31 protein-coding genes and 1 riboswitch are annotated in these 25677 nt (G+C 55.4%); of the genes, 23 read left to right on the top strand and 8 right to left on the bottom strand.

From position 1 onward, the window contains the following. Positions 1–10: 10 nt before the first annotated feature. From J2Z49_RS03565 to J2Z49_RS03525, 9 genes are all read left to right on the top strand, one after another. Complete coding sequence (locus J2Z49_RS03565; protein WP_307399901.1) at positions 11–988, top strand: NAD-dependent 4,6-dehydratase LegB; 978 nt, start codon at positions 11–13, stop codon at positions 986–988. Between the two features lie 20 nt (positions 989–1008). After that, positions 1009–2118 carry a LegC family aminotransferase gene (locus tag J2Z49_RS03560; protein WP_307399899.1) on the top strand — a complete coding sequence of 370 codons (1110 nt, stop codon included), beginning with the start codon at positions 1009–1011 and terminating at the stop codon, positions 2116–2118. Between the two features lie 6 nt (positions 2119–2124). Then, entirely contained in the window at positions 2125–2766 is a 642-nt protein-coding gene (locus J2Z49_RS03555; RefSeq protein WP_307399897.1) for an acetyltransferase, read from the top strand. A gap of 13 nt (positions 2767–2779) precedes the next feature. Next, positions 2780–3979, top strand: coding sequence for a UDP-N-acetylglucosamine 2-epimerase (gene neuC / locus J2Z49_RS03550; RefSeq protein WP_307399895.1), 1200 nt, complete (start codon positions 2780–2782; stop codon positions 3977–3979). Continuing rightward, positions 3969–4988, top strand: a complete 1020-nt coding sequence (neuB, locus tag J2Z49_RS03545; RefSeq protein WP_307399893.1) for an N-acetylneuraminate synthase — start codon at positions 3969–3971, stop codon at positions 4986–4988. Before neuC ends, neuB begins: the two co-directional genes overlap by 11 nt. A gap of 20 nt (positions 4989–5008) precedes the next feature. Further along, positions 5009–6073, top strand: coding sequence for a nucleotidyltransferase family protein (locus tag J2Z49_RS03540; RefSeq protein ID WP_307399892.1), 1065 nt, complete (start codon positions 5009–5011; stop codon positions 6071–6073). Positions 6074–6076: 3 nt separating this feature from the next. Continuing rightward, a complete protein-coding gene (locus tag J2Z49_RS03535; protein ID WP_307399890.1) occupies positions 6077–6769 on the top strand; it encodes an acylneuraminate cytidylyltransferase family protein in 693 nt (230 codons plus the stop codon). Between the two features lie 629 nt (positions 6770–7398). After that, positions 7399–8067, top strand: a complete 669-nt coding sequence (locus J2Z49_RS03530; protein WP_307399888.1) for a Uma2 family endonuclease — start codon at positions 7399–7401, stop codon at positions 8065–8067. A gap of 87 nt (positions 8068–8154) precedes the next feature. Further along, positions 8155–8745: a Uma2 family endonuclease gene (locus tag J2Z49_RS03525; protein WP_307399886.1), complete on the top strand. Its 591-nt coding sequence runs from the start codon at positions 8155–8157 to the stop codon at positions 8743–8745. A gap of 27 nt (positions 8746–8772) precedes the next feature. On the opposite strand, the gene J2Z49_RS03520 is transcribed toward J2Z49_RS03525, so the two are convergent. From J2Z49_RS03520 to flgN, 6 genes are all read right to left on the bottom strand, one after another. Next, positions 8773–9297, bottom strand: coding sequence for a ribonuclease toxin HepT-like protein (locus J2Z49_RS03520; protein WP_307399885.1), 525 nt, complete (start codon positions 9295–9297; stop codon positions 8773–8775). After that, entirely contained in the window at positions 9239–9649 is a 411-nt protein-coding gene (locus tag J2Z49_RS03515) for a nucleotidyltransferase family protein (protein WP_121451313.1), read from the bottom strand. The genes J2Z49_RS03520 and J2Z49_RS03515 overlap by 59 nt, the downstream gene beginning before the upstream one ends. 89 nt (positions 9650–9738) lie before the next feature. Then, the gene (locus J2Z49_RS03510) at positions 9739–10299 is read right to left on the bottom strand and encodes a Uma2 family endonuclease (protein ID WP_307399882.1); all 561 of its coding nucleotides are present in this window, start codon (positions 10297–10299) and stop codon (positions 9739–9741) included. A gap of 222 nt (positions 10300–10521) precedes the next feature. Continuing rightward, positions 10522–11760, bottom strand: a complete 1239-nt coding sequence (gene flgL, locus J2Z49_RS03505; protein ID WP_307399881.1) for a flagellar hook-associated protein FlgL — start codon at positions 11758–11760, stop codon at positions 10522–10524. A gap of 100 nt (positions 11761–11860) precedes the next feature. Then, positions 11861–13408, bottom strand: coding sequence for a flagellar hook-associated protein FlgK (flgK, locus tag J2Z49_RS03500; RefSeq protein ID WP_307399880.1), 1548 nt, complete (start codon positions 13406–13408; stop codon positions 11861–11863). Positions 13409–13438: 30 nt separating this feature from the next. Then, positions 13439–13933: a flagellar export chaperone FlgN gene (gene flgN, locus J2Z49_RS03495; RefSeq protein WP_307399879.1), complete on the bottom strand. Its 495-nt coding sequence runs from the start codon at positions 13931–13933 to the stop codon at positions 13439–13441. 164 nt (positions 13934–14097) lie between these two features. On the opposite strand from flgN, the gene J2Z49_RS03490 reads away from it, so the two are divergent. Next, the gene (locus tag J2Z49_RS03490; RefSeq protein WP_307399878.1) at positions 14098–14469 is read left to right on the top strand and encodes a flagellar protein FlaG; all 372 of its coding nucleotides are present in this window, start codon (positions 14098–14100) and stop codon (positions 14467–14469) included. Positions 14470–14689: 220 nt separating this feature from the next. Here J2Z49_RS03490 and flgM read toward each other — a convergent pair whose 3' ends face one another. Both flgM and J2Z49_RS03480 read right to left on the bottom strand, forming a co-directional pair. Continuing rightward, positions 14690–14992, bottom strand: a complete 303-nt coding sequence (flgM, locus tag J2Z49_RS03485) for a flagellar biosynthesis anti-sigma factor FlgM (protein WP_307399877.1) — start codon at positions 14990–14992, stop codon at positions 14690–14692. Between the two features lie 191 nt (positions 14993–15183). Then, complete coding sequence (locus tag J2Z49_RS03480; RefSeq protein ID WP_307399876.1) at positions 15184–15333, bottom strand: nucleotidyltransferase domain-containing protein; 150 nt, start codon at positions 15331–15333, stop codon at positions 15184–15186. A 252-nt stretch (positions 15334–15585) separates the two neighbouring features. Here J2Z49_RS03480 and J2Z49_RS03475 point away from each other — a divergent pair, with 252 nt between their 5' ends. The 13 genes from J2Z49_RS03475 to J2Z49_RS03415 all read left to right on the top strand — a co-directional run bounded on the left by J2Z49_RS03475 (position 15586) and on the right by J2Z49_RS03415 (position 25518). Next, complete coding sequence (locus tag J2Z49_RS03475) at positions 15586–16071, top strand: nucleotidyltransferase family protein (protein WP_307399874.1); 486 nt, start codon at positions 15586–15588, stop codon at positions 16069–16071. After that, the gene (locus J2Z49_RS03470) at positions 16068–16487 is read left to right on the top strand and encodes a HEPN domain-containing protein (RefSeq protein WP_307399872.1); all 420 of its coding nucleotides are present in this window, start codon (positions 16068–16070) and stop codon (positions 16485–16487) included. The genes J2Z49_RS03475 and J2Z49_RS03470 overlap by 4 nt, the downstream gene beginning before the upstream one ends. 204 nt (positions 16488–16691) lie before the next feature. After that, positions 16692–16988: a type II toxin-antitoxin system Phd/YefM family antitoxin gene (locus tag J2Z49_RS03465; protein WP_013822873.1), complete on the top strand. Its 297-nt coding sequence runs from the start codon at positions 16692–16694 to the stop codon at positions 16986–16988. After that, positions 16985–17401, top strand: a complete 417-nt coding sequence (locus J2Z49_RS03460; protein WP_307399869.1) for a putative toxin-antitoxin system toxin component, PIN family — start codon at positions 16985–16987, stop codon at positions 17399–17401. Before J2Z49_RS03465 ends, J2Z49_RS03460 begins: the two co-directional genes overlap by 4 nt. A gap of 38 nt (positions 17402–17439) precedes the next feature. Next, entirely contained in the window at positions 17440–18675 is a 1236-nt protein-coding gene (pseC, locus tag J2Z49_RS03455) for a UDP-4-amino-4,6-dideoxy-N-acetyl-beta-L-altrosamine transaminase (RefSeq protein WP_307399868.1), read from the top strand. 205 nt (positions 18676–18880) lie between these two features. After that, positions 18881–18968: riboswitch (cyclic di-GMP riboswitch) on the top strand. Between the two features lie 27 nt (positions 18969–18995). Next, positions 18996–19478, top strand: coding sequence for a flagellar basal body rod protein FlgB (gene flgB, locus J2Z49_RS03450; RefSeq protein WP_307399866.1), 483 nt, complete (start codon positions 18996–18998; stop codon positions 19476–19478). 6 nt (positions 19479–19484) lie between these two features. Further along, the gene (flgC, locus tag J2Z49_RS03445; RefSeq protein WP_307399864.1) at positions 19485–19931 is read left to right on the top strand and encodes a flagellar basal body rod protein FlgC; all 447 of its coding nucleotides are present in this window, start codon (positions 19485–19487) and stop codon (positions 19929–19931) included. A 34-nt stretch (positions 19932–19965) separates the two neighbouring features. Further along, positions 19966–20265 carry a flagellar hook-basal body complex protein FliE gene (fliE, locus tag J2Z49_RS03440; RefSeq protein ID WP_307399862.1) on the top strand — a complete coding sequence of 100 codons (300 nt, stop codon included), beginning with the start codon at positions 19966–19968 and terminating at the stop codon, positions 20263–20265. 16 nt (positions 20266–20281) lie between these two features. Continuing rightward, entirely contained in the window at positions 20282–21811 is a 1530-nt protein-coding gene (gene fliF / locus J2Z49_RS03435; protein WP_307400069.1) for a flagellar basal-body MS-ring/collar protein FliF, read from the top strand. Between the two features lie 7 nt (positions 21812–21818). After that, entirely contained in the window at positions 21819–22820 is a 1002-nt protein-coding gene (gene fliG / locus J2Z49_RS03430) for a flagellar motor switch protein FliG (RefSeq protein ID WP_307399860.1), read from the top strand. Further along, entirely contained in the window at positions 22804–23616 is an 813-nt protein-coding gene (locus J2Z49_RS03425) for a FliH/SctL family protein (protein ID WP_307399858.1), read from the top strand. The genes fliG and J2Z49_RS03425 overlap by 17 nt, the downstream gene beginning before the upstream one ends. Before the next feature lie 66 nt (positions 23617–23682). Beyond that, on the top strand, positions 23683–24999 hold the full coding sequence (gene fliI / locus J2Z49_RS03420; RefSeq protein ID WP_307399856.1) for a flagellar protein export ATPase FliI: 1317 nt from the start codon (positions 23683–23685) through the stop codon (positions 24997–24999). Between the two features lie 81 nt (positions 25000–25080). Beyond that, positions 25081–25518 (top strand): flagellar export protein FliJ, encoded by a 438-nt coding sequence (locus J2Z49_RS03415; RefSeq protein WP_307399854.1) that lies wholly within the window; start codon positions 25081–25083, stop codon positions 25516–25518. Positions 25519–25677: the final 159 nt, after the last annotated feature.

Genomic DNA, 25677 nt, shown 5'->3' with positions numbered 1-25677 from the left:
AGCATGAAAAATGACAAGTACAGTTTTAGTCACCGGATCAGCAGGTTTCATAGGCTCTCATCTAGTGGAAGAACTAGTAAGGCAAGGATATAATGTAAGAGCATTTGTCCGCTACAATGCCCGCAACGACTGGGGCTGGCTGCAGACGGTGCGGTGTCTTAAGAACATCGAAATTTATACCGGGGACGTTCGCGATTACGACAGCGTCAGAAATTCCGTCCGCGGTGTTGAGGTCATTTTCCACCTGGCAGCCCTTATCGGTATTCCTTATTCGTACATTTCTCCGCTGGCCTACATCAAAACAAATGTCGAGGGCACCTATAATATCCTCCAGGCTGCCCGGGAAGAAGGAGTTCAACGGGTGGTGCATACCTCCACTTCCGAGGTGTACGGTACGGCTCGTTACGTTCCCATTGACGAAGAACACCCCCTGCAGGCCCAATCCCCTTACGCAGCCACCAAGATTGCCGCCGACCAGCTGGCTTTGAGTTTTTACCGCTCCTTTGGCCTGCCGGTAGTAGTCGTGCGGCCTTTTAACACCTTTGGCCCCCGCCAATCGGCCCGTGCCGTTATTCCCACCATAATCACTCAGGTTCTGGCCGGCAACCGGACCATCCGCTTGGGCAACCTCAGCCCTACCCGTGACTTCAATTATGTGCGCGATACAGTTTCGGGAATACTCGCCGTCGGCTTATCCGAAAGAACGGTAGGGCAGGTGGTGAATATCGGTAGCGGGAGAGAAACATCTATAAAGGATCTGGTTGAGCAGATAGAAAATATTATGGGAAGGAAAATAAGCATCGAACAGGAAGATGCCCGGCTAAGGCCCGCCCCCAGTGAGGTTAACCGCCTGCTGTGCGACAACCGCCGGGCTTACGAACTTGCCGGCTGGACTCCCCGGTGCACCCTTGAAGAGGGGTTACGGGAAACTATCCAGTGGTTCAGGGAAAATCTTTACTTATACAAACCGGACCTTTACAATGTATGACAGGCAGGGGGAATTCTCGGTTGACTAGTATTCGCATCCCCTTGGATGCTCCAAACATCGGTGAACTGGAAAAAGAGTACGTGCTGCGCGCCCTGGAAAGCGGCTACGTTTCGTCCATAGGACCTCTGGTCAGCGAATTTGAGGGACGTTTCGCCGGGTATGTAGGTGCCCGGTATGCCGTGGCCACGGTCAACGGCACGGCGGCCATTCACCTGGCCTTAAGGCTCCTGGGAATCGGCCCGGGAGACGAAGTTATTGTACCGGCACTTACCTTTATCGCCACTGCAAATCCGGTGGTATACGTAGGCGCGACTCCCGTGGTGGTGGACGTGGATCCCCTGACCTGGAATATCGATCCCGACGAGGTTGAAAGGGCGGTCACGGACCGCACACGCGCCGTTATACCCGTTCATCTCTACGGCAACCCCGCGGACATGTCGCGGTTGATGGACATAGCCCGCAGGCACGGCTTATACGTGATTGAGGACGCCGCCGAAGCGCTTGGTGCTACCTATAACGGGCAACATGTGGGGACGTTTGGAGATATCGGTATATTCAGCTTCAACGGGAACAAGGTGATCACCACCGGCGGGGGCGGCATGCTGGTAACAAATGATCCCGACCTGGCTGCACGCGCGCGCCTGCTGGTCAACCAGGGGCGGGCCTTCGGTGTCATGGAGTATGAGCACCTTGAAATCGGATATAATTTTCGACTAACCAACACCCAGGCGGCTTTGGGCCTGGCACAAATGGAGCGCCTGGAACAATTCCTGGCTACGAAGCGCAGGAATGCGTCGTTGTACCGGGAGCTTTTAAATAAAGTCCCCGGACTGGGGTGGCAGCAGGAGTTACACGAGGGGCGGAGTAGCTGGTGGCTGTTTTCGATATTGGTTAACCCGAATGACTTTGGCCAGGATCGGTATGCCCTGGCCAGGAGATTGCAAGGGGCAGGCATCCAGGTACGGCCCTTGTTTTTACCTCTTTCCCGGCAGCCGGCGTATGCGGGATATGGCCTTAAAACATGTCCCGTGGCCGAATCCTTGCACAGGCGGGGGCTGAATCTGCCGAGTGCTAGTTTTCTTACGGAAGAAGACGTTCGGTATGTATGCCAGGTCCTGTTGGAAAGGTGAAACCTTGTGGAAGAGCAACCAATAGTTATTATCGGGGCGGGCGGACATGCGGCGGTGGTTGCCAGTATCGTCGAGGCGCTCGGCATTTTCTTCGTAGTAGGGTACACGGCTCCCGCCGCGGGTGCGGCTACTATTTCTTGCCGTTATAAGTACCTGGGTGATGACGGCGTTCTACCCGCCCTGTTCAGGCAGGGGGTCAGGCTGGCAGCGCTCGGCCTGGGAGGGACGGGGGATAACCGGCCGCGGTGTGAATTGTATGAACGGATCCGCGCCATGGGGTTTGAGTTCCCGCCGCTTAAACACCCGGCGGCAGTCGTGGCACCCGATGTGGTGATCGGTGAAGGCTGTATAATCGCGCCGGGCGCGGTGGTTAATGCGGGGGCAAAGATCGGTATCAACACCATCGTCAATTCTGCCGCTGTGGTCGAGCACGACTGCGTCCTTGGGGATCACGTGCACGTAGCGCCAGGGGCGGTGCTCTGTGGCGGGGTTAGAGTGGACCGCCTGGCCCATATTGGTGCCGGTGCCGTGGTGATCCAGGGCGTAACCGTAGGGGAAGGTGCCCTGGTAGGCGCCGGGGCGGTGGTGCTGCACGATGTGGAGTCCTGGACCGTGGTGGCAGGTAATCCGGCAATGAGTTTGAAGTGATTGAGATAAAGCGATGAGAAGAGTAATGGCTTTTACAACAACAAGGGCTGAATTTGGCCTGCTTAAACCGATTCTGCGTCGGATTGAGGTTTCTTCATCACTAGATCTTGTATTGGTAGTTGCAGGGGACCACGTGAGTCCTTGTAAAGGGGAGACAATCAAAGAAATAATTCCAGAGGGTTTTCGCACTGTTGTGCTCCGAAGATGCTTTCCCGAATCGGACCTGCCGGTTGCAATTGCAAAGTATGTTGCCAGTGCTTGTGCCGAAATTGCTTCCGCAATTGATTACCTGGCTCCCGATATATTACTGGTTTTGGGAGACCGGCACGAACTTCTAGCAGCGGCTACAGCAGCAGTGATCGCACGAATTCCTATTGCCCACATCGCCGGAGGCGAATCAACAGAAGGGGTAATCGATGAACAAGTGCGGCATGCACTTACAAAGATGGCCCACCTTCACTTTACCAGTACCTTCGAATATGCGCGCCGCATAAGACAGATGGGAGAAGAAGCCTGGCGCATCCATGTGGTCGGCGCGCCGGGCGTGGAGAATATCCTCCTGGGGGAATTGATGACTCCCGAAGAGATCGTGGAGCGGTTTGGAATTGATGTCGCCGGGCCCACATTATTGGTTACTTACCACCCCGAAACCTTAACTGTCGACCATAATCTTACGGAACAGGTAAATGCCCTTATCTCGGCATTAAGAGAATTTAGGGATTTCCAGCAGATTATCACTTACCCGGGGACAGAAGTGGGCTTTCAAAAAATTATCTCAGCCTGGGAGGCTTATGCGGCAGAGTTTCCCAACGTCAAGCTTTACAAAAGCCTGGGGTCGCGAGGTTACCTGGGGGTAATGAAACATGCGGCAGCGGTGGTGGGCAATTCCTCCAGCGGCATCATTGAGGCACCTTCATTTAAAGTCCCAACCATTAACATCGGTGACAGGCAAAAGGGGCGGATAAGGGCAGAAAGTGTAATTGACGTGCCCTGCCGCAAGGAGGATATCCTGGCCGCGCTGCGCAGGGCTCTATATGACGAACAATTTCGCCGGCAAGTGCGGCAGGTAAAAAATCCTTACGATCCCCACGGCGATGGTAATGTGAGCGGAAGGGTGGTATCCGTACTGGAGTCCGTACCCCTGGACAGGCGGCTGCTTGAGAAAAAACTTGACTTTCCAAGCCCGAAAGAGGTGGCCTGCTATGGCTCTTAAAAACGGCGTCTTCATCATTGCCGAAGCGGGCGTCAACCACAACGGGGACCTTGAAACAGCCAAAAGGCTTGTTGACGCGGCAGTGGTTGCCGGCGCGGACGCGGTAAAGTTTCAAACTTTTGTCCCGGAAGAGGTAGTGACCGGCAGTGCCGAAAAGGCATCCTACCAGAAGGCCAACATGCCCGGGGGCCAGGAGACACAGCTTGATATGATCCGGCGCCTTGCACTTTCGAAGGAGGATTTTCGCACCCTTAAGGCATACTGCGACCGGGCGGGGATAATGTTTTTATCCACGCCATACGATTATTACAGTGTGGATTTCCTGGACGAGCTGGGCGTTCCGTTATTCAAAATTCCTTCGGGCGAGCTGGTTAACGATCGTTTTTTGAGGTATGTGGCCGCACGGGGGAAACCGCTTATAATCTCCACGGGAATGGCCATGCTGGGCGAAGTTGAGGAGGCAGTTGAAGTGGTACAGGATGCAGGTGTACGTGAAATTACACTCCTGCACTGCACTTCGGCCTATCCGGCTTCCTATGAAGAGGTCAACCTGCGGGCTATGGTTACGCTGCGTCAGGCTTTTGGATTGCCCGTTGGTTATTCCGACCATACCCCGGGCACCGAGGTGGCGGTGGCCGCGGTAGCCCTCGGGGCCAGGGTGATCGAAAAACACTTTACGCTCAGCCGGAACATGGAGGGACCGGATCATAAGGCGTCTCTGGAACCGGACGAGCTGGCGGCTATGGTGCGCTCGATCCGCAACGTGGAGAGGGCCTTAGGAGACGGACGCAAGCGCCCAAGCCCCGGCGAGCAGGATGTTATGCGCGCGGCCAGGCGCAGCCTGGTCGCCGCAGTCGATATAGCCGCGGGGGAGATAATCACCCCGGACAAACTGACCGTCAAAAGGCCGGGGACGGGCATTCCCCCGAAGATGTGGGACGTGGTTGTCGGCCGGCGGGCCAGGGTGGATATCCCGGCAGACACGGTGATTACCTGGGAAATGATCTGAGTTTTTGGGGGGCGCAACCCGTGGAACGCAGCGACATTTTGGAGAAGGTTCAGGTACCGCCCGAACTGCCTGTCGTCCAGGCGCTGGAAAAAATGGACCGTGCCGCCCAGCAAATATTGCTAGTAACGGACGGGGATGGTCGCCTGGTGGGCACGGTCACCGATGGTGATGTGCGCCGGGCACTCCTGGAGGGCGTCAATCTGCGCGAGCCGGTTGAACGAATAATGAACCCCCGGCCGAGAGTCCTTCCAGCAGGCTCTTCACCGGAAGACGCCCGCCAGTTAATGATTGACCACGGCATTCGCCATGTTCCGCTTGTGGATAACCTGGGGCGTGTCGTCGACCTGATAATGTGGCAGGAACTGTTTCTGCCCAGGAAGGAGGTCCACCCGGAAAAAGTGGTCATTATGGCCGGCGGGCAGGGTACCAGGTTGGACCCTTTTACCAGGATTCTACCCAAACCAATGATTCCCTTACGGGATAAGCCCATTATCGAGGTCATTATGGAAAAATTTCACCGTCAGGGGCTCAGCCGGTTTATCTTATGCCTGGGTTATAAAGCCGAAATTATCCGCCTTTACTTCAATGGCGATTCCCGTCCGTATAATATCGAATTTGTCCAGGAAGATTCCCCTCTCGGTACGGCCGGCGCCCTTTCCCTGCTGAATGGCTATCTTGATGATACTTTTTTGCTAACCAATTGTGACATTATAGTGGAAATGGATTATGCCCATTTGTTGCAGTACCACCGGGAGCAGCAAAATTCTATAACCATAGTGGGAGCGTTGAAAGAATTTGTGGTTCCCTACGGTGTTTTGCGTACAGAGGATAACAGTTTCCGTATCGAGGAGAAACCGAATTTTCACTTCCTGGTGAATACTGGGGTTTATGTGCTGGAACCCGCCGTGCTGCCCCTGGTGCCAGGCGGGACAAAAATTGACATGCCGGAGTTAATCCATGCCGCGCAGGACCAGGGATTCAAGATCGGAGTTTACCCGCATCATGGCCGCTGGTTTGACATCGGGCAATGGGACGAATATCAGCAAACGCTCAAGTTCTTTGAAACCATGGGTTTTGGAGGGTAACAATTGTATAAAGGTCTATCTGTCCTGGGCTTTATTCCGGCCAGAGCAGGTTCAAAGGGGCTTCCCGGAAAGAACATCCGGCTACTGGCCGGCAAACCGCTGATCGTTCATACAATAGAAGCGGCCAGAAAAAGCGGCGTATTTGACTACCTGCTGGTTTCCACCGACGGGGATGAGATCGCCCGGATTGCCCGGCAGGCCGGGGCAGACGTGCCTTTTATGCGCCCGGCCGACCTGGCCACCGATACCGCCAGGGGTATTGACGTGCTCTACCACGCCATGTCCTGGCTGGAAGAGCGGGGCAAAAAGTATGACTGTGTAATGACCCTGCAGCCCACCAGCCCCCTGCGTTCCGCAGAGGATATAACGAACGCACTGGATCTTTTGATCGAACGCAGTGCCGACGCCATCGTTTCCGTTTGTGAAGTCGACCATCACCCGTGGTGGTGCAACACCCTGCCCGTAGACGGCTGTATGAAAGATTTCCTCAGACCCGGCATTCCGGCCAACCGCCAGGAGTTGCCCAGGTACTACCGTCTCAACGGCGCCATTTACCTGGCACGCTGGGATTTTATCCGCAAGTGTGATAACTGGTACGGTCCGGGGACATATGCTTACATCATGCCCCGGGAGAGGTCGGTGGATATTGATGGGGAGATGGACTTGTTGCTAGCGCAACTGATCGTAAAAAGTTGATGGGGGCAGTGTTAGTTACAATTTATATAAAAGGCTACATGTAGGAGAAAAGTATTATGGACTAATATATGACCATCCAGATGGAAGCATAACAAGCGGAACTACATTAAGGAGTATAGCTTTTACCTTAATCGTTATTCTGCTATACTTAGTTACTCATATAACTGAATTTGTAATTGTATTCTTTTTCTTTAGTTTATTATTAGCAATTAAATATAAACGTGCATTTTTTCAATATAAAACCATAGTTCATTTTTTACTTGTTTTACTTGTTTATGAATATATAAAAATCCATGTATTTTGGAGTCCCGCGAGGCACAGGCGCAAGGCGCCTCCTACCTGCGCTACCTGGCTGCGGTGTTGGAACAAGAGCTTCTCCACCGGAAAGAAGAATTCGCTCCTTAAAAAAATTACTAACGTTCCTTTTCCTATCACCGGATGAAGGGTGGGTGCATTTGCAGGAGCGGGGGAGAAAGATTTATGCCAGGTTGACAAAGGAACAGTTTATCGACATCTTGAAGGGGGTTTTTGGCATGAACCCTTTTTAGGAGAAGCATTTGAATGGTATAATGTTGCTAAGGAAAACTTCTGATTTCTGCCGCCCGTTATGCTGACCGGGAGGTGAGGCCGTGAGCTGTCAAAAAAAAGAAGAAGCGGTGCGGGAGACCACCGTAGCTTACGCGGTTGACCGTGAATCCGAAAAGTCACTAAGTCGCATGACCTTCGAGGAATTCCTGGCGTGGGGGGACGAGGATATCTGGGTGGAGTGGGTGGACGGGGAGGTGGTGGTCCTTACCCCGGCGGCGGTAAAGCACCAGCGAATTGCCAGGTTCCTGGTGGATTTGCTGGGAAACTTCGTTCTCATGCGGCAGTTGGGTGAGGTAATTCCGGCGCCTTTTACCATCAAGCTGCCTGCACCACAAAAACGAGGGCGCGAGCCGGACATCGTGTTTATCAGCAGGGAGCGGTTGCACCGGTTGAAGCCCACCTATTTCGACGGTGCTCCGGACCTGGTGGTGGAGATCACCTCCCCGGAAAGTTTCGCCCGGGACCGTGGCGAAAAGTACGTGGAGTACGAGGCGGCGGGGGTAAAGGAGTACTGGTTGATCGATCCCGACCGGCAGCAGGCGGAATTTTACCGTCTGGGGGAAGACGGGTGCTACCGGCTGCACACCGCCGGTGCCGAAGGAGTCTACCATTCCGAAGTTATCCCCGGCCTCTGGCTTAAAACGGCCTGGCTCTGGCAGGACCCGCCCCCGGCCGGGGTGGAGGCGCTGCAAGAGATCGGGGCGATCTAAATTTGTTAGTTACGGCCCCGGCTTCCTCGAGGGTGAAAATGATAAAGGAAGACTGGAGCAGCATTGCGATGAAAGGGGGGATAGCCCATGGTGACTCAGCCCGCTAAAGAAGTCAAAAAGTTCTATACTTACGACGACTATTTGAAGATAGGCGATGGCAACCGTTATGAACTGATCGAGGGGGAACTGGTCCTGGCGCCATCGCCGGGCACACGACATCAGCTTTTGGTGGGCAGGCTTTTTAAGATAATTGATCAATATGCCCAGAGAACCAGCTCCGGGCAAGTTTTTATTGCCCCCCTGGATGTGGTTTTAGACGAACCGCTAAAAATGAACACTTTCCAGCCTGATATAATTTTTATCAGTAATGAGCGGCTGGGCATTATAGAAGAAACACGGATCAACGGCGCCCCGGATCTGGTGGTGGAGGTTCTTTCCCCGGGCACCATCCGGCGGGACCGGGGCAGGAAAAGCCGGCAGTATTTCAAGAGCGGGGTGCGGGAATTCTGGCTTGTAGACCCGCAGGAACGGCTGGTGGAAGTCTTTGTTCCCGGCGAAAAAGACTGGCAGCGCACCGGGGTGTACGAGGAAGAGGATGAAGAGTTCATCGCTTCCACGGTGCTGCCCGGTTTGGAAGCAAGGGCGAGAGATATTTTCCCGGTAAATGCCTTTTTGTAAAAAACAGGCCGACTGGTATAAAAGCGATTATTCAATGTTCTTTTCCAGTTCTTCGATCACACCCGTGACAAATGCCTTGAACTGGTCCATTTTGCCCTTTAAAAGACCCAGGATATCGCCCATATTTTCCGCCAGGTGGCACATTTTCAGCCAGCGCAGCTCACCGGCATAGGCATGGCGGAAAAGGTGGCGGAAGCGGCGGTATTCATCCAGCTCTTCCATTAATTCCCGGGATATGACCCCGGGCCGCAGTCCTTCCAGTTCTACGGCCATGCTTCTTAAAAGTTCCCGGTGCCAGTCTCCGGCCTTAACCGGACCACCATCTATCTGGCGCGAAATGCGCTCGAACATTGATTCCACACCGGTGTAAAAATGATGCAAATAGGCCGCCATGGCCATCAGATCCCGGTCGGGCACGGGACCGGTTCTGGCATTCACTTCCTCTAATAAAGCCTGGGCTTTACCGGCAATCTGATCAATTGCCCGCAAGTCTTCATTTATTTCCGATATCAGGCGTTTTAAGCGGGCTATTTTCCTCTCCCTGGCGGTCATATAAGACGATCCCTTCTTTTTGCACCCGTTCCTTTAATGTTTCCACGGCATTTTCCAGGAGCACCAGATCCACCGCAAAAGGGCGGGCTATCTCTTCCGCCAGCCCGTAGGCCTTCAGGTATTCCCTTTCCGGGAGGCCGGCCACTGCCAGATCTATGTCCGAAAACTGATCAAAATCATCCGTGGCCAGGGAGCCGAAAAGGCAGACCTTTGTTACGCCGAACCGGCGGGCCAGCTGCCGGGCTATTTCCCCGGCCTTTTCCCGGGCCAGGCCTGCTTTTTGCTCCAGCTCTTTTTCTTCCCGGGCCACTTCTTTCAGGTGGCCCTGCAGGTATTTCCGGTAATTGTTCATCGTTCCACGTCCCTTGTAACCGGGATATCCACGATGCTGGAAATGGCGCAGTTGGCGGATTTTATGTTCGAGAATGGCCGCGGCCCCTCTTAAGAAACGTCAAAAATCTCTTTCAGCTTAATTTCCAGCTCCGGTAGGAGGGGGGAAACCAGCGTATCCTCTTCGTCATAAACACCTGCCCGGTACCAGCCTTTATCCTCCCGGGCAAAAACCTCCGCAAGCTGCGTTGCCGGATCTATGAGCCAGTATTCCTTTACTCCGTTGGTGTAATATAACTGGCTTTTTTGTTTGCGGTCGTATTTTTGTGTGGATGGGGAAAGGACTTCAATGATCAGGTCCGGTGGCCCTTGAATGTTTGTTTCTGATATAATGGACAAACGTTCATGAGTGATATAAATTATATCGGGAGAAACCACCTGGTTGCCAAAAACTACGTCCACATCCAGAAAAATTTTCCCCTGTATATTTCGCCGCTTGAGAAAGTTGTGCAGGGCGACATACAACCTGCCAACAACCTCCTGGTGCAGCGGCCGCGGCTTTGGCGTCATGAACAGCTTTCCCCCGATAATTTCATATTCGTACTCATCGTCTAACTGTAAATAATCTTCATAGGTATACCATTTATCGGATTTGATTATTATTTCCCGCATAACAACACCACCTGCTTTTTGGCGGCAAAGGTAACCCCCCCACGCTTCTGCATCCCGGCACTATTATACCATTTTCCGTTTCCTGAGAAAATATAATAGAATCAGTCAAAAGCAGTCCCGTTGACCCGCCGCATTTACGGAAATGCAGAAAAGAAGCTGGAAGTTTTCTGTAAACTTCCAGCTTATTCTTAAAGATGGGGGCCGGGTCAAGTGTAAAAACGGTCAGCGCAAATAGTCCAGCAAAGACGTTTCCAAAATTCTGGCCCCCGCAGCCAGGGCCGCCTGGTAGGAGAGCTGCTGGCGGGAAAGGTCCACGGCCACCCGGGCCACATCGGCGTCCTCCAGGCTGCTCAGCACCTGGGTGAGGCGTACCTCCTGGTCCTGGAGTTGACTGCGCACCGACTCGAAGTGGCTGGTGCGAGCTCCCACCTGCACCCGATAGCGCAGGATGTGGTCGAGCTGGTCGTTCAATTTACCAATAGAGCTCTGAACACCGGCCACATCACCATCTTTGAGGCTTTTGGCCAACTTCATCAGTACGTCGAAAACGCCGCCAACTACTGCATGACTATTCTCATTATAAAAGCCGAAAACTCCAGGGACAACATCTTCGGTTTCAGGCCTTGACGCAAAAGTAGTTGAAGCGCCCAGGGTTCCGTCGCTGGATTCCTCTACTCTGAGTGTTCCGCTGGCACTTTTAATTATAAATGCATTTTGGTTGCCGAGTCCGTTATCAATAAAAGTAGCCCAAACACCAGGAACCGTGCTGGTAATTCTCTTCGCAATATCTGTGTAACTTTCCCCGGCTGAAAATGGTACATCAACCCCATTAATTATTAACTTACCATCAGTATTAGCTTGAGTTTCATCCTTATCTATTCCTGTCCCACCGTCAAGAGGACGACCAAGATCTACAGCTGCATAGGTAACAGAAGGAACATCAATTGTATAATTTGCCTGGTCCAGGATCTCCCGGGAAACGCGCTCAAGGTTACCCCGGTAATATATCTTGTCACCATCCCGCCAGAACGGCGGCTGGTTGTTTTTCGTGCCGGCAAAAATGTACTTCCCGCCTACGGTGGTGTTGGCGATGTCCACCATTTCGTCGATCATTTTGTCGATTTGCTCGCCGATGGCGGCCATGTCGTTCGGTTCCAGGGTGCCGTTGGCGCCCTGGATGGCGTATTCAATGGCCTTTTGCAGCAGTTCGCCCGCCGTGCCCAGGGCGGTGTCGGCCCCCTCCAGGTAGCTCAGGCCGTCGGTGATGTTGCGCGCGTACTGCTTGTTCCGCTCCACCGCCGTTCGCACGTTAAGGAGCTGGCTCAGGGCCGGCGGGTCGTCGCTCAAGCGCAGGACCTTGCGGCCGGTGGACATTTGCTCCTGGGTGCGGGCCAACCTCTCCATGGCATCCTGGATGTAGTTCTGGGTGCGCCGGGCAACCAGCATGTGGGTGACACGCATTGTTTTTCCCTCCGAATCAGGGATTTATCTTTTTGCCGTAATTACAGGCGTACGGCAACACGGGCTTTCCACGCCTGTACATCGTTCCTGATGTTGCTTCTTAACCGGTCCTGTTGATCAGGTAGTCCAGCATCTCGTCGATGGTAGCCAGCACCCGGGCGCTGGCCTGGTAGCCGTACTGGTACTGGATCAGCCGGGAAAGTTCTTCGTCCAGGTTGACCCCGGATACGGACTGGCGCAGGGATTCCACCTGTTCGGCCACGGCCCGCTGGGTGTCGGCCATGTCCGAAGCGCTGCCGGAGCGGGCGCCGATGTCGGCCAGCAGGGCGTTGAAGTATTCATTGAACGTGGTACCGCTCAGGTTGGCCAGGTCTACTTTAACCGGGTTACCGCCGGCGTCTTCTCCCAGCACGAAGCCTTGCGTGCCGTCCATCCCGGTGGTGGCCAGCCTGGCCACGTACAGGGCGTTTGTACCATCGATCTTCGTGGGGTCTTTCATAATCTCCGGGTTTACGGCAAAGTCTTTCCCGGCCAGCGAGCCGGTAAAAAAGTCGATTTTATCCGGGTTGGGGGTACTGGGATCTGTATCGTGACCGTAGTTGAGGGCCTGGTTGAGAACGCTTGTCAGTGCCCCGGCCAAATTTTCCAGTTTGTCTTTATATCCCTCTACTTTATTGCCGGCTTGATCGATGTAGCCGTCAATCCTCGCGCGGGTTTCCTCCAGCCCCGCCAGGCTGCCCGCCCTGGGCAAATCTGCCGGGTAGTTGGTCAGGGAAACCGGCTGATTATTGCCAATCTGCAACTTTACCTCTTTCACTTTCCCCGAAGATTGTTCGACGACCGGTACCAGCTCCACCGCAACGTCCGCAGCTCTCACATCCACCCCGAAGAAGGTCAAAGCAATTTCACCCGTCGGCTTACCCCCATTGGTCAGGTAAGTGACGCTCACCGGCCCGTACTCCGCCAGCCTGTCCAGCAGCAGGTCCCGCCTGTCCAGGAGGTCGTTGGGCTGGTTGCCCTGGGCGTAGACCCGCTTGATGGATTCCGTCAGTTCCCGAATTTGCCGCAGGATTTCGTTCACCGCGTCCACCTGGTCTTTAAGCTGGCCGCCGGTAACGTTGTTGCTGGAATCGACCTTCAAAATACTCCCTGAAATATCTTCCAGTTGCTGGTACGCCTCCCGCATCATGGTGGCCAGCTCGTCACCCGTCTCGGCCACGGCGGCCTTGACGCCGGGGTCCTGGGGGGTGTTGTTCAGGTCGTGCCAGGTGTTGAAAAACCTGGTGAGGGTGCCGGCAATGCCGCTGGCGCCGGGCTCGGGGAAGACGGCTTCAATGCGGCCGAAGATTTCCTCCTGCACCTGCCAGTACTCCCGGGAGGAAATGCTGTCCCGCGCCTGCACATCCAGGTACTCGTTTTTAATGCGCCGGATCATGGTCGCTTCCACGCCGGTGCCCAGTTGTCCCGGGATCAGCCTGCTGCCCAGTGTCGGGTTGGCGTACGGGCCGGTGACGGCGATGACCGCCTCCTGCCGGGTATAGCCGGGCGTGTCGGCATTGGCCACGTTGTGGCCGGTAATGTCCATGGCCGTGCGGTGAGTCTGCAGCCCCCGCCGGGCAATTTCCAGACCGAAGAACGTTCCGGGCATGCTAAAAATGCACCTCTTCTCATGAGGGGTTTATACGGACTTATCAACAAAAGACAGGCCGGTGCCGCCTTTATCCATGGCGCCGTCCGGCAGGTATGTCCTTGCAGGGGCCGGGGCAACGGCCCTTAAAAAGCGCTCACAGAAGCGCAGGGCGTTCTGGGCCAGCAGGTTGTTCAGCCTGACCAGTTCCGCCAGTTCCCTGGCCTTCCCCCGCAGGTCTGCCACCAGGTTCATTGCTTCCTGCCTGCCCGGCACCGGCGGCATGGCGGCAACCAGCTCCGCCAGCGGTGCCCCCGGGGACAGGCCGCAGGCCCGACCGATGTATTCCTGCACCCTGGTGCGGGCCGCCTTCAACCCCTCCATCTGCCGCGCCAGGAACTCCAGCTCCCTTGTCGCCTCGTTCAACGAGTCCCCGCTGTTTTTGCGCAGGGCGGCGTTTTGCTTTTCTGCCGCCGCTGCCATCTTTTCCAGCGCGGCCAGTTCCTCTTTTAAAATGGAAACCAGTTCTTCCATAAGTTCCTGCATAAGCGGCCACCGCTCATCAAAAAAGTGTTTCTTTGTTTATTTTCGGCAGGGGGAAAATATCCTTGAGCTTCCCGTTTCCGAAAAACTTTTTGGCACCTTAAATTTTTTGCCGAATTTGACGAATAAAAAAACAACAAGTTTATCCAGTGAAAGGCAGGATGAAGATGAGCAAGGTGGAACCAGCCGGCAGGCCGGATCTTTCCTCCATGGTAAGAATGTCCCAAACCTTCAAGAATGATGTCCCCGGCACCGGGGAACAAAGGGATAAAGAGGCGCTTTTTGTGGAAGAAAAAGGGAAGGACGGAAGGCCCTCCGTCCAGGAGGTGCGGGAGGCCGTCAACCGGATCAACGAGACTATGAAACTCTACCGCACGGAACTGCGGTTCGTCCTGCACGAGGAAAGCGGGGAGATCATGGTAAAGGTAATTAATTCCGAGACGCAGGAAGTGATCCGGGAGATCCCTCCGGAGTGGGCCTTGAAAATTGTGGCCAGCGTGAAAAGGATGCTGGGCCTGATCCTGGACAGGTTTATTTAGCACCGGACCCGCTGCGGCGCGGGAAATGGCCGGTAAAAAGAGTTTCAGTTGCCGGCGCTGCCGGGTTTAAAACCCGGTTGCCGGCAATATTAAACCGCCGGCGAAAAACCGGCGGTGCTTTTTACACCTGCGCTCAACCCGGCTCACCACTCCGGCACCACCCATGCCCGACCGGCCGCTTCACCGGGAGCTGCACCAGCCTGCCCACCGTCACCCGGCATCAAACCTTCCTGTCCAGCCGGTGTTCTTCCATGATACCCGCCGCCACCCTTTCCCGGTCGATAAGGTAGGTGCCTTCTGCAAGCCGTTTTTTTACCGATTCAACCAGTTCATCCCTGAGTTCGGGAAGCTTTTTTAAGTGAGCCCGGTAGAGCTGTAATTCCCGGGCCCGGTCGGAGATTTCCACGGAGTCGGTCTGGGAGTAACTTCTGGTAACGTTATCCTTTTTATCCTGTTCTTTTATCTTCAAGCGTTTGAAATAAACGTCCGCCACCTGTCCGGGATCAAGATTATTTATCCTCATCGCCCATCTACTCCTTCTGCAAACCGGCTGCAGGCCGCTTTCCGGCCGGCAGTCTTTCTGCAGCCTCTACTCTATAGTTCGGAAGCAACGTCAAGTTTCTTTAGGTCTTGAGCCGGTTTCGCCGGTAAAATTTTTATTTCCGGGGATTTAAGCTTTTGTGACGGCGTTACTCCCCGGTAGTATTGTTATCGTTAAATGACACCCACATCCAGGTCGCTGTTGAACCGGTGCTTTCCGGTAACCCGGGAGCCAAAAAACAAAATCATGGCCAAACCATGTTTTTCGGCCACCTGCTCCAGACTTCTCTGCTCAAATTCCGGAAGGGAATTTTTCGCTGTCATCGAAGGTTCACCTCATCAGCTCCGGTGTTTCCAGCTGGCGATATATTTCTCATAGCCGGGCATGAATTTCACTCCCGCGTATTCCGGCAGGGAATTTTTATTAGGCAGTTCCACGGTAGTTAAATTATACCTTGAATCATTATAGACGGGCAACTTTGTCTTCAGGTAACGATTCCTTTTCCTTGATGTTCGTGCCGCCGTATGATACGATATTAAAAAATTGAAGCCACCCGTATGTTTTAAGGTGATATCATGTACCGCCGGGAATTTGAACTGGTCCTTGAACTGCTGGTGCCGGCCGTAAAGGAGGTTTACGGCTCCCGTTTGGTGTCCCTGGCTGTTTTTGGTTCGGTGGGCCGCGGTACGCCCCGGCCGGATTCGGACATCGACCTGCTGCTGGTGGCTGAAAACCTGCCGCGGGGCCGGATGAAGAGAATGGCTGAATTTGCCAGGGTGGAAGAAAAAATGCAGCAGGAATCTTCCCGGTTCACTCATATAGTGCTGGACCTGTCCCCTGTAATTAAGGAAAAACAGGAAGTGCTGCAGGGCAGCCTGCTGTTTCTGGACATGGTTGACGATGTAAAAATTTTATACGACCGGGGAAAATTTCTGGCCCGCTACCTGGCCCGCCTGCGGGAAAAACTGCAGCAATTGGGTGCACGGAAAATTTACCACGGCGGCGCCTGGTACTGGGTATTAAAGAAGGATTACAAACAGGGTGAGGTGATCGAAATTTGACCAGCACCACCCTGGCCCAGAGTTACCTGCTCAAAGCCACCAAAAGGTTGAAAATACTGCCCGTTCTATTTGAGGAAGAAACCTATTCCGACGTAATCCGCGAAGCCCAGGAAATTGTGGAGCTGGCCCTGAAAGGCATGCTGCGCCAGATCGGGGTAGATCCGCCCAAACAGCACGATGTGGGCTATTTACTGGTGGAGTTCAAAGACCGCCTGCCGCCTGAAGTTGGGCGGGAAGCGCACAGGCTGGCCAAAATATCCAAGTGGCTGCGGAAAGAGCGGGAATTTGCCTTTTACGGCGATGTGGACTTCATTCCCACGGAAGAGTATACGAAAGATGATGCATCTAGGGCGATGGAGGACGCCCGTTTCACGGTACAAATGGCGACCCTGGTAATCAGGCCGCAAGGAGATTAAGGCCGGTCAGTCATCGGGCTGGCCGTTTTCGTTTTTGTGCAACTTTGCTCTACAGATAGCAGCCGCGTAAGATTTCAGCAGGTGCCGGGAGGGGAGAAGCCCGTGATCTTGACGCGGACTCAATGAATGCAGGGTTTGACAGCGGAAACATTAAAGAATACAATAATGTTAACATTAAATTATTCTTTAATGGAGGAATCAATCATGGAACGGATTATCGGGATTAACGAGGCCCGGCCCAGACTCACGTCCATTATCGAATCACTGACCCTCGGCGCGGAGCCGGTTATACTCACCGTTAACAGTGAACCCAAAAGCGTGCTGCTTAATTATGAGGAATATTGCCGGCTCCGAAAAATTGAAAAAGATTGTAAACGTTTAGCCCTCCAGCTGGCGATGGAAAAGATCAGGTCAAGTGCCGGGAAGGCAAAGATTACGGAAGAGGATGTTCTGGAAGAGGTACGGCTCGTAAGGAACCGAAAAAGAGGATACAGGCAATGAGGGTAGTTCTGGATACTAATGTTATTATATCCGGTATTTTCGTTCCTAACGGGCCTCCTGGAATGATTGTAGATTTTTGGGCGAAAGGCAAACTCACCGTTGTTATAAGCCAGTCACTGTTGGAGGAATATCTGGAGGTATTGCTGCGTCCAAAGTTTAATAAGGTAGGTACAATCAATGAGAGACAGGGTATTTTAGAGCAATTCCTTGACCTGGAAAATACGGTTTTGGTATCTCCTGATTTCCAGTTAAACGTTATAGAAAATGATCCCGACGATAATAGAGTTCTGGAGTGCGCGCTGGAGGGTGGGGTTCAATACATTGTTTCCGGAGATGAGCACCTCTTAGCCCTGAAAGAGTTCCAGGGTATTATCATTGTTTCACCGGCAGAATTTGTTAAGCCTTGTGTATAGTTTATCAAAAAACTTGAAAAAGGAGCAATAACCTGCACATGGGAACTCGTGCCGACCACCTTGATCTACAAATACCCGCCATTGCCGGGGGTGTACCCGTGCGGGAAACGTATCTTCCCTATGCCCGGCAGTGGATTGAAGAAGACGACATCGAGGCCGTCACCCGGGTACTGCGGGGCGACTGGCTGACTACCGGCCCGACCCTGGCCGAATTTGAAAAGCAATTTGCCGCCCGGGTGGGCGCCCGTTATGCCGTGGCCTTCTCCAGCGGGACGGCGGCCCTGCACGCGGCCTGCTTTGCCGCCGGTGTGGGCAGGGGTGACGAAGTGATCACCAGCCCCATCACCTTCGTGGCCAGCGCCAGCTGCGCCCTCTACCTGGGGGCGAAACCCGTGTTTGCGGACATAGATCCGCGCACATATAATATCGACCCGGTGGAAATAGAAAAAAAGATCACCCCGCAAACAAAGGCGATCATTCCCGTACATTTCACCGGACAGCCCTGTGATCTGGATGCCATTCACGCCCTGGCTGAAAAGCACAATCTCGTGGTCATCGAAGATGCCGCCCACGCCCTGGGGGCGGAATATAAAGGGCAGCCCATCGGCTGCTTGAGCGATATGACCGTCTTCAGCTTCCACCCGGTGAAACACATCACCACCGGGGAAGGGGGAATGGTGACCACCAATTCCGGCGAACTGTACCAGTGGTTGCTGCTTTTCCGCAACCACGGGATCACCCGGGACCGGGAATTGATGGTGGAGGATCAGGGCCCCTGGTACTACGAAATGCTGGACGTTGGTTTCAACTACCGCCTCACGGATATCCAGGCCGCCCTGGGTTTGAGCCAGCTGCGCAAGCTGGATCGTTTCCTGGAGCGGCGGCGCCAGATCGCCCGTATGTATAACGAAGCCTTTGCCGGCCTGCCCGAAGTGGAAATCCCGTACCAGGCGCCATATGGCCGTTCGTCCTGGCACCTTTACGTGCTGGCTTTAAAACTGGAGCATCTAAAATTCGACCGGCGCCAGGTCTTCGAAGCCCTGCGGGCGGAAAACATCGGGGTAAACGTGCATTATATCCCCGTGTACCGCCATCCCTACTACCGCTGGCTGGGGGACCCGGACAGCTGCAGCCTTTCCGGGTTTTACTGTTTCCACGCGGAAGAGCTGTACGAGCGGATTATCACCCTGCCCCTTTATCCGGCCATGAGTGACGGGGATGTACGGGACGTGATCGCGGCGGTACGCAGGGTTATAGCCTGGGCACGAAGGTGAAAGGGAACTTCCTCCTTCTTCGACTTTATTCGACACTTTTCTCCGGTTTTACTCCGTGTCTTGCTTTGAAAAACTCAAGTTTTTGTTATTTTTTTGTGTTTTTTTCTTCTCTATAGAAGGAATTTGGGAGAACGTGTCAAATAATTTACCACTTAGTTACCAAAGTCAACCTGCTTTCAAAAGAAAATAACCTGACCTTTAGCACATTGTCCAGGGGCAAACTTCACCGAAAGGGAGGGGCGCAAAGCCACGGGCCTAAAGCGGACTCTCGCTAAGGCAGCCGGGTTGCGACAATGCTTCCCGACCTCCGGGTCGGTTTTTTGTTAACAATAATTTACATAGGTGGTACATTGCGGGGAGCGGCCCCCGAAGAAGATCACGGCAGCCGGGAGGTGGTTTTTTTGGATCTTTTCGCCAGTCCCATTCTGGTGGCGCTGCAAAAGCAGCTGGATGCAGCGGCACTAACCCAAAGGGTAATTGCCCATAACGTGGCCAATGTGAATACGCCGGGATTTAAAAAATCTTCCGTCAGCTTTACGGAGGAACTGCGGCGGGCGCTGGGGGAGGACGTCCTGCCGCTGGTTACCAGTGACCCCAGGCATATCGGGGCTCCGGTCCCGCTGGCCCGGGTGGAACCCACGGTGGTGAAGGAGGAGGGCACCACCATGGGTTACAACGGCAATAACGTGGACATTGATCAGGAAATGGTAAACCTGGCCGCCAATACCCTGACGTACCAGGCCGCCGCCCGGGCGCTGGGCGACCGCCTGTCCCTGTTAACCTATGTCATCCGGGGGAGGTAACAGGCGATGCCTCTATTAGATGTATTCGGCATTAGTGCCTCAGGCTTAACAGCATCGAGGCTGTGGCTGGATATTACGGCCAACAATATTGCCAACCTGCAAACGGCGGGCAGGCCCAACGACCCCCTGAACCCGGCCTACCGCCGGAAAGTTCCCGTCTTTGCCGAGAAACTGCGCCAGGCCCTGGACTCCCCGCCCGGCCAACCCTCCTTCAACGCCGCCGGCGTGAGCGTGGCGGCAGTAGTGGAGGATCCTTCCCCGCCCCGGCTTGTTTACGAGCCCTCCCACCCCCTGGCCGACCCCAATACGGGATACGTGGCCTATCCCAACATCAATATTGCCAACGAGATGGTCAGCATGATTGCAGCCACCCGGGCCTACGAGGCCAACGTCACGGTTTTGAACGCAGCCAAGGATATGGCCCTGAGGGCTCTGGAAATAGGCAGGGGCTAATTATTCATATTGCTGACGAAAGGGGCACTCATAGATGCAAATTTTACCCGTCTCCCCCTTAACCCTGGCACCCACGGTAAGTCAGCCCGCAAAACCGGACGCTGCTGCCGGCGCCCCCGGTTTCGGCCGGATGCTTGAACGGGCCCTGGAAGAGGTGAATAACGCCCAGGTGCGGGCCGACCGGGTGGGCCTCGACTTCCTTACCGGCCGGGTGCAGGAACTGCATCAGGTGACCATTGCCATGGAAGAAGCCCGGATCATGATGTCCCTGGCTGTGGAGGTGCGCAATAAAATAGTAGAAGCCTACCAGGAAATTTCGCGCATGCAGGTTTAAGGAGCTGTTGTAATTGATGGACCCCAAACAGATCCTGCTCCCCATCAAGGAGCGGTGGCAGGCGCTGCCCCGGTCCCGGCAGGTCCTTTTCGCTGCCGCTGCGGCGGGACTGCTGGCAACCGTAATTTACCTGGCCGTTATTATCTCCCAACCTGCATACGCTCCCCTCTTCACCGGTTTGGAGCCCAAACAGGCGGGCAAAATCGCCGAAGAACTGAAAAACATGAAAATACCTTACCGGCTGGAAGACGAGGGTAAAACCATCGCCGTGCCGGAGGGGCAGGTGTACAGCACCAGAATTCAACTGGCCAGCAAGGGGGTGCTGGCCGATTCGGGGGCCGGGTGGGAGCTCTTCGACCAGCAAAAGTTCGGTGTCACCGATTTTGAGCAGCAGGTCAACTACCAGCGGGCGCTGCAGGAGGAACTGCGCCGCACCATCACCAGCCTGGAGGAGGTGGAACAGGCCCGGGTGCATCTGGTGCTGCCCCGGGAAAGCCTCTTCCTGGACAACCAGGTGGAACCTTCTGCTTCGATAGCCTTAAAACTCAAGGGTGAATTGAAGCCCGAACAGGTAAAGGGCATTATGGATCTGGTGGTGGGCAGCGTCCAGGGAATGAAGCCGGAAAACGTACACATCATTGACATGGAGGGCAACGTCTTAAGCGACAACCTGGCCCTGGCCGACGAGCGGGCCAAGCTGGCCCGCCTGTCCATGGATCAATACCAGGTGCGCCGGCAGTATGAAAAGGAACTGGAGACCCGCATTCAGCAGATGCTGACCAAAATCCTGGGACCGAACAAAGCGGTGGCCATGGTTACGGCCGACCTGGATTTTGACCAGCGCCAGACCACCACCACCACCGTCCAGCCGGGACAAACTCTGAGCCAGCAAACCATTACCGAAAGCGGCTCGGGCACGGGTGCAGGTGGGGTACCGGGACCTCCAAGCTCTCAACCACCAGGAAATACCATTCCCGCACTGACAGGCGGCAATTCCCAGTACCAGAAGCAGCAGACCATCACCAACTATCAACTGGGCAGCCAGCAGCAAACCCTGGTCGCCGCGCCGGGAACCCTGCGCCGGCTCTCGGTAGCCGTAGTTTTAAACGGCAACTACAGCGCACCCCAGTTGCAGCAGATCCAGGATATGGTTTCGGCAGCGGTGGGCCTGCAGCAAAACCGGGGGGATCAGATTAACGTTTCGGCCATGCCCTTTGATACCTCTTACCTGGACCAGCTTCAGCGGGAAATGGCACAACCCCCCACCATGCTGGCCGGTCTGAAAAAATACTGGCCCGTGGCGGTGGGAGCAGCCGGGTTGTTAATGAGCCTGCTCCTGTTGATCCTGTTCATCCGCCGGCGGAGGCGCCGGGCATATGAACTGGAAGCTGTGGAAGAGGTGCCGAAAACTCCGGTAGTAACCGGGCATGTGCCCGCACCTGAAGAAACGCCCGCACAGCCCAGCAGGACCAAGCAGATCAGGGACATAGCCCGGGAAAAGCCGGCTCAAGTGGCCGAGATTTTAAAAGTGTGGCTCAAGGAGTAGATGCACCGTGGTTGGCAAGCTGACCGGCTTACAAAAGGCAGCCATCGTCCTGATCGCCCTGGGTGCGGATCTGTCCGCCAGGGTATTGAAACATTTTCCCGATGATGAAATAGAAATGCTTACCCAGCAAATCTCCATGCTGGAAAGCGTGCCCAAAGAAGTCCAGCAGGCGGTGCTGGAAGAGTTTCTGGAGTTGAACAAAGCCCGGGAATACCTGATGCACGGCGGTTACAAGTATGCCCGGGAAGTACTGGAAAAAGCCGTGGGTCCCCAGCGGGCGGAGGAAATCCTTAACAAAGTGTCGGTAGCCATTCAGAAAGTTCCTTTCAGCAACCTGCGCCGGACCGACCCCAAACATTTGCTCAACTTCATCCGGGATGAACACCCTCAGACCATCGCCCTGATCATCACCCACCTGGTGCCGGAGCAGGCGGCACTGATCCTTTCCTCCCTGCCTCCGGAAAAGCAGAGCGATATCGCCCGGAGGATAGCGGTCATCGACCGCACACCCCCGGAGGTAGTAAAAGAAGTAGAAAAAGTTCTGGAAAGAAAGCTCTCGATGGTGGTTCAACAGGACCAGACGGTGGGTGGGGTAAAAACTCTGGTCAACATTTTAAACCGGGTGGACCGCAGCACCGAAAAAACCATCCTGGAAGAACTGGAGGTTTCCGACCCCGACCTGGCCGACGAGGTGCGCAAGATGATGTTTGTTTTCGAGGATATCGTCAAGCTTCACGATACGGCCATCCAGCGGGTTCTGCGGGAAGTGGATACCAAAGATCTGGCCAGGGCCATGCGGGGGGCCAACGAGGAAGTCAACGAGCGTATCTTCAAGAACATGTCCCGCCGGGCGGCCGATATGCTGCGGGAGGAAATCCAGTTCATGGGGCCGGTGCGCCTGCGGGATGTGGAAGAAGCCCAGCAGCGCATAGTGCAGATTATCCGCCGCCTGGACGAAACGGGCGAAATTATCATCGCACGGGGTGGAGAGGATGCGATCATCATTTAGGATCATCCGGGGGAGCGTATCCTGCGATGAGGACCCCGTCTTTATAGCTCTCCGATACGATTTTCCCGTACTGCCTTTAAACCGGGACGAACACCACGAGGGCAGCGGGAACAGCCGGGGGGAAATGGTTTCTCCGGATGAAACCCGGGCAAAAAGCGAAGAAATCCTGGCTGCGGCTCAAAGGGAAGCCGCAGCCATCCTGGAAAAGGCACGGCACGAAGCGGAGGCGCTGGCCCGGGAAACGGCCGCCAGGGCCCGGGAAGAAGGGCTGCAGGAAGGGTGGGAGGAAGGCTACCGGGAAGGTTACCGCAAGGCCGTGGAAGATGCCGCGGCCGAGGCCCGGGCCTTGAGGGAAGAAGCCCGCCGGGTACTGCAGCAGGCCGAAGAAATCCGCCGCTCAACCCTGGAAGCTCTGGAGGGAGAAGTGGTGGCCCTGGCCAGGGAAATGGCGGAAAAAATTGTGGCCGCCCAGTTGACCATCGATCCCGCCATAGTGCTGAATATAGTGCGGGAAGCCCTGGAAGCGGCCCGGATACGGGGGCAGGTGGTTATTTATGTAAACCCGGAACAGAAGAAATTGATGGAAGAAAGACGGGAGGAAATACTCCTTACCCTGCCCCCCGGAACGGTCCTGAATATTATAGGCGACCCGGCCATAGAACCGGGTGGGTGCCGCATCGAAACGGCCGACGGCAGGGTGGACGCCACCCTTGATGCCCGCTGGCAAGCCCTGGAGGAAGTGTTGAGGGAAACAGGGCTGCAGGTCGCCGGGCAAAGCAGAGCCGATCCCTCATAGTTTTTGGAAGCTTTCCGGAGTAAGCGAGAGCCATAAAGGCTGGATTGGAAAGCGGGGATAACGCAGATGGCTTTACCCCAAATCGACCTGGAACGCTGGCGCCGGCGGGTGCGGGCGGCCAAACTGCTGCGCCCCACCGGGCAGGTGGTACGGGTCATCGGCCTGACCGTGGAGGTGCGGGGCATTGCCGCCCGTATCGGTGAAATCTGCAACATCCACGTGCCCGGTGAAGCGCCGGTGGTGGCCGAGGTGGTGGGTTTCCGGGAAGATGTCACCCTGCTCATGCCCCTGGGGGAACTGCGGGGCATTTTCCCCGGCTGCAGCGTGGTGCCCCGGGGCCGGGGCCTGTCGGTGGCGGTGGGAGAACACCTCCTGGGGCGGGTACTGGACGGGCTGGGCCTGCCCATGGACGGCCGGGAACTCATTGCGCCGGACCAGTGTTATGTACCGGTGGACAACTCCCCACCCAACCCCCTGTCCAGACAGCGCATCACGCAGGTATTTTCCACCGGGGTACGGGCCATCGATGCCTTTCTCACCTGCGGGCGGGGACAGCGCCTGGGTATTTTTGCCGGCAGCGGGGTGGGCAAGAGCACGCTCCTGGGCATGGTGGCCCGGTACAGCAGTGCCGATGTAAATGTGATCGCCCTGGTGGGGGAACGGGGCCGGGAAGTGCGGGACTTCATTGAAGGGGACCTGGGTCCGGAAGGCCTGGCCCGTTCGGTGGTGGTGGCCGCCACTTCGGACCAGCCGGCACTGGTGCGGGTAAAGGCCGCCTTTCTGGCCAGCGCCATTGCCGAATATTTCCGTGACCGGGGTAAAGACGTACTGCTTCTCATGGACTCAATCACCCGTTTTGCCATGGCCCAGCGGGAGGTGGGCCTGGCCATCGGCGAACCCCCGGCCACCCGCGGTTACACCCCGTCGGTTTTTGCCCTGTTGCCCCGGTTGCTGGAACGTTCGGGGATGGGAGCCACAGGTTCCATCACCGCCTTTTATACCGTGCTGGTGGAAGGGGACGACCTGAACGAGCCGATAACCGATGCCGTGCGGGGCATTCTGGACGGTCATATCGTCCTGTCCCGGGAAATGGCGGCCCAGAATCACTACCCGGCCATCGATGTATTACAGAGCGTGAGCCGGGTAATGCCGGAGATAGTGGACGCAGAACACCTGGCCCGGGCCGGCCGGTTGCGGGATCTGCTGGCCACCTACCGCCAGTCGGAGGATTTAATCAACATCGGCGCTTACGTAGCCGGGTCCAACCCCCGGATTGACGCCGCAGTAAAGGCCTATCCCCGTATTGTGCAGTTTCTACGCCAGGACATGCACGAGTACAGCAGCTTTGAGGAAACGATGAAGACCTTACCCGATCCCGGATAAACGATTAGCCCGTCCGGCGGTAGAATGGCCGCCGCTTTCGGTGCATTTTGCGGCACACCTGAAGCTTAAGGAGTGTCTGACATGCGCAGATTTCGTTTTCGCCTGCAGCCCGTGCTGCAGTTCAGGGAACAGAAGGAAGAGCAGGCCGTCCTGGCCCACTCCCGGGCACAGCGGGAATACATGGACCGGGTGGAAGAGCTGAACAGAACAACCTCCCTGCTGGAAGAAAGCTTTGCCGGTTGCAGCGTGGGGCCAATGCGGCCGGAGAACGAATTTCACCTGCTGCTCTGGCGGGAGTGGCTTATAAATGACCGGAACCGCCGCCGGGAAGAGGTGGCCAGGGCCAATGAGAAACTGGAGCGCTGCCGGATGGAAGCCTTTGAAGCCCGGCGCCAGAGGATGATTTTGCAGAGGCTGAAGGAAAAGCAGCTCCAGGCCCACATCCTGGAGGCAAACCGGGCCGAGCAAAAGGAAACGGACGAACAGGGGCTCAGGCTCTTCTGGTGCCGCCGGAATTAAGCAGCTAGACGCCCGCGGGATCATTTGACCCGGCAGGCGAAAAGCAGGATACTGCCGGACAAGTGCTGCAGTGTTTGAGCTACCCGGGGGAGGTGATGGCTGAAAAACTAGAAGGAAGATTTTAGAAAAAGGGGGTGAAACGATCTGTGGAAATTAATT

It is taken from the genome of Desulfofundulus luciae, from assembly GCF_030813795.1.
GTDB lineage: Bacteria > Bacillota > Desulfotomaculia > Desulfotomaculales > Desulfovirgulaceae > Desulfofundulus > Desulfofundulus luciae.
Note: the sequence above shows the minus strand (reverse complement) of the source record. Positions and strands in the feature narration are given on the sequence as shown.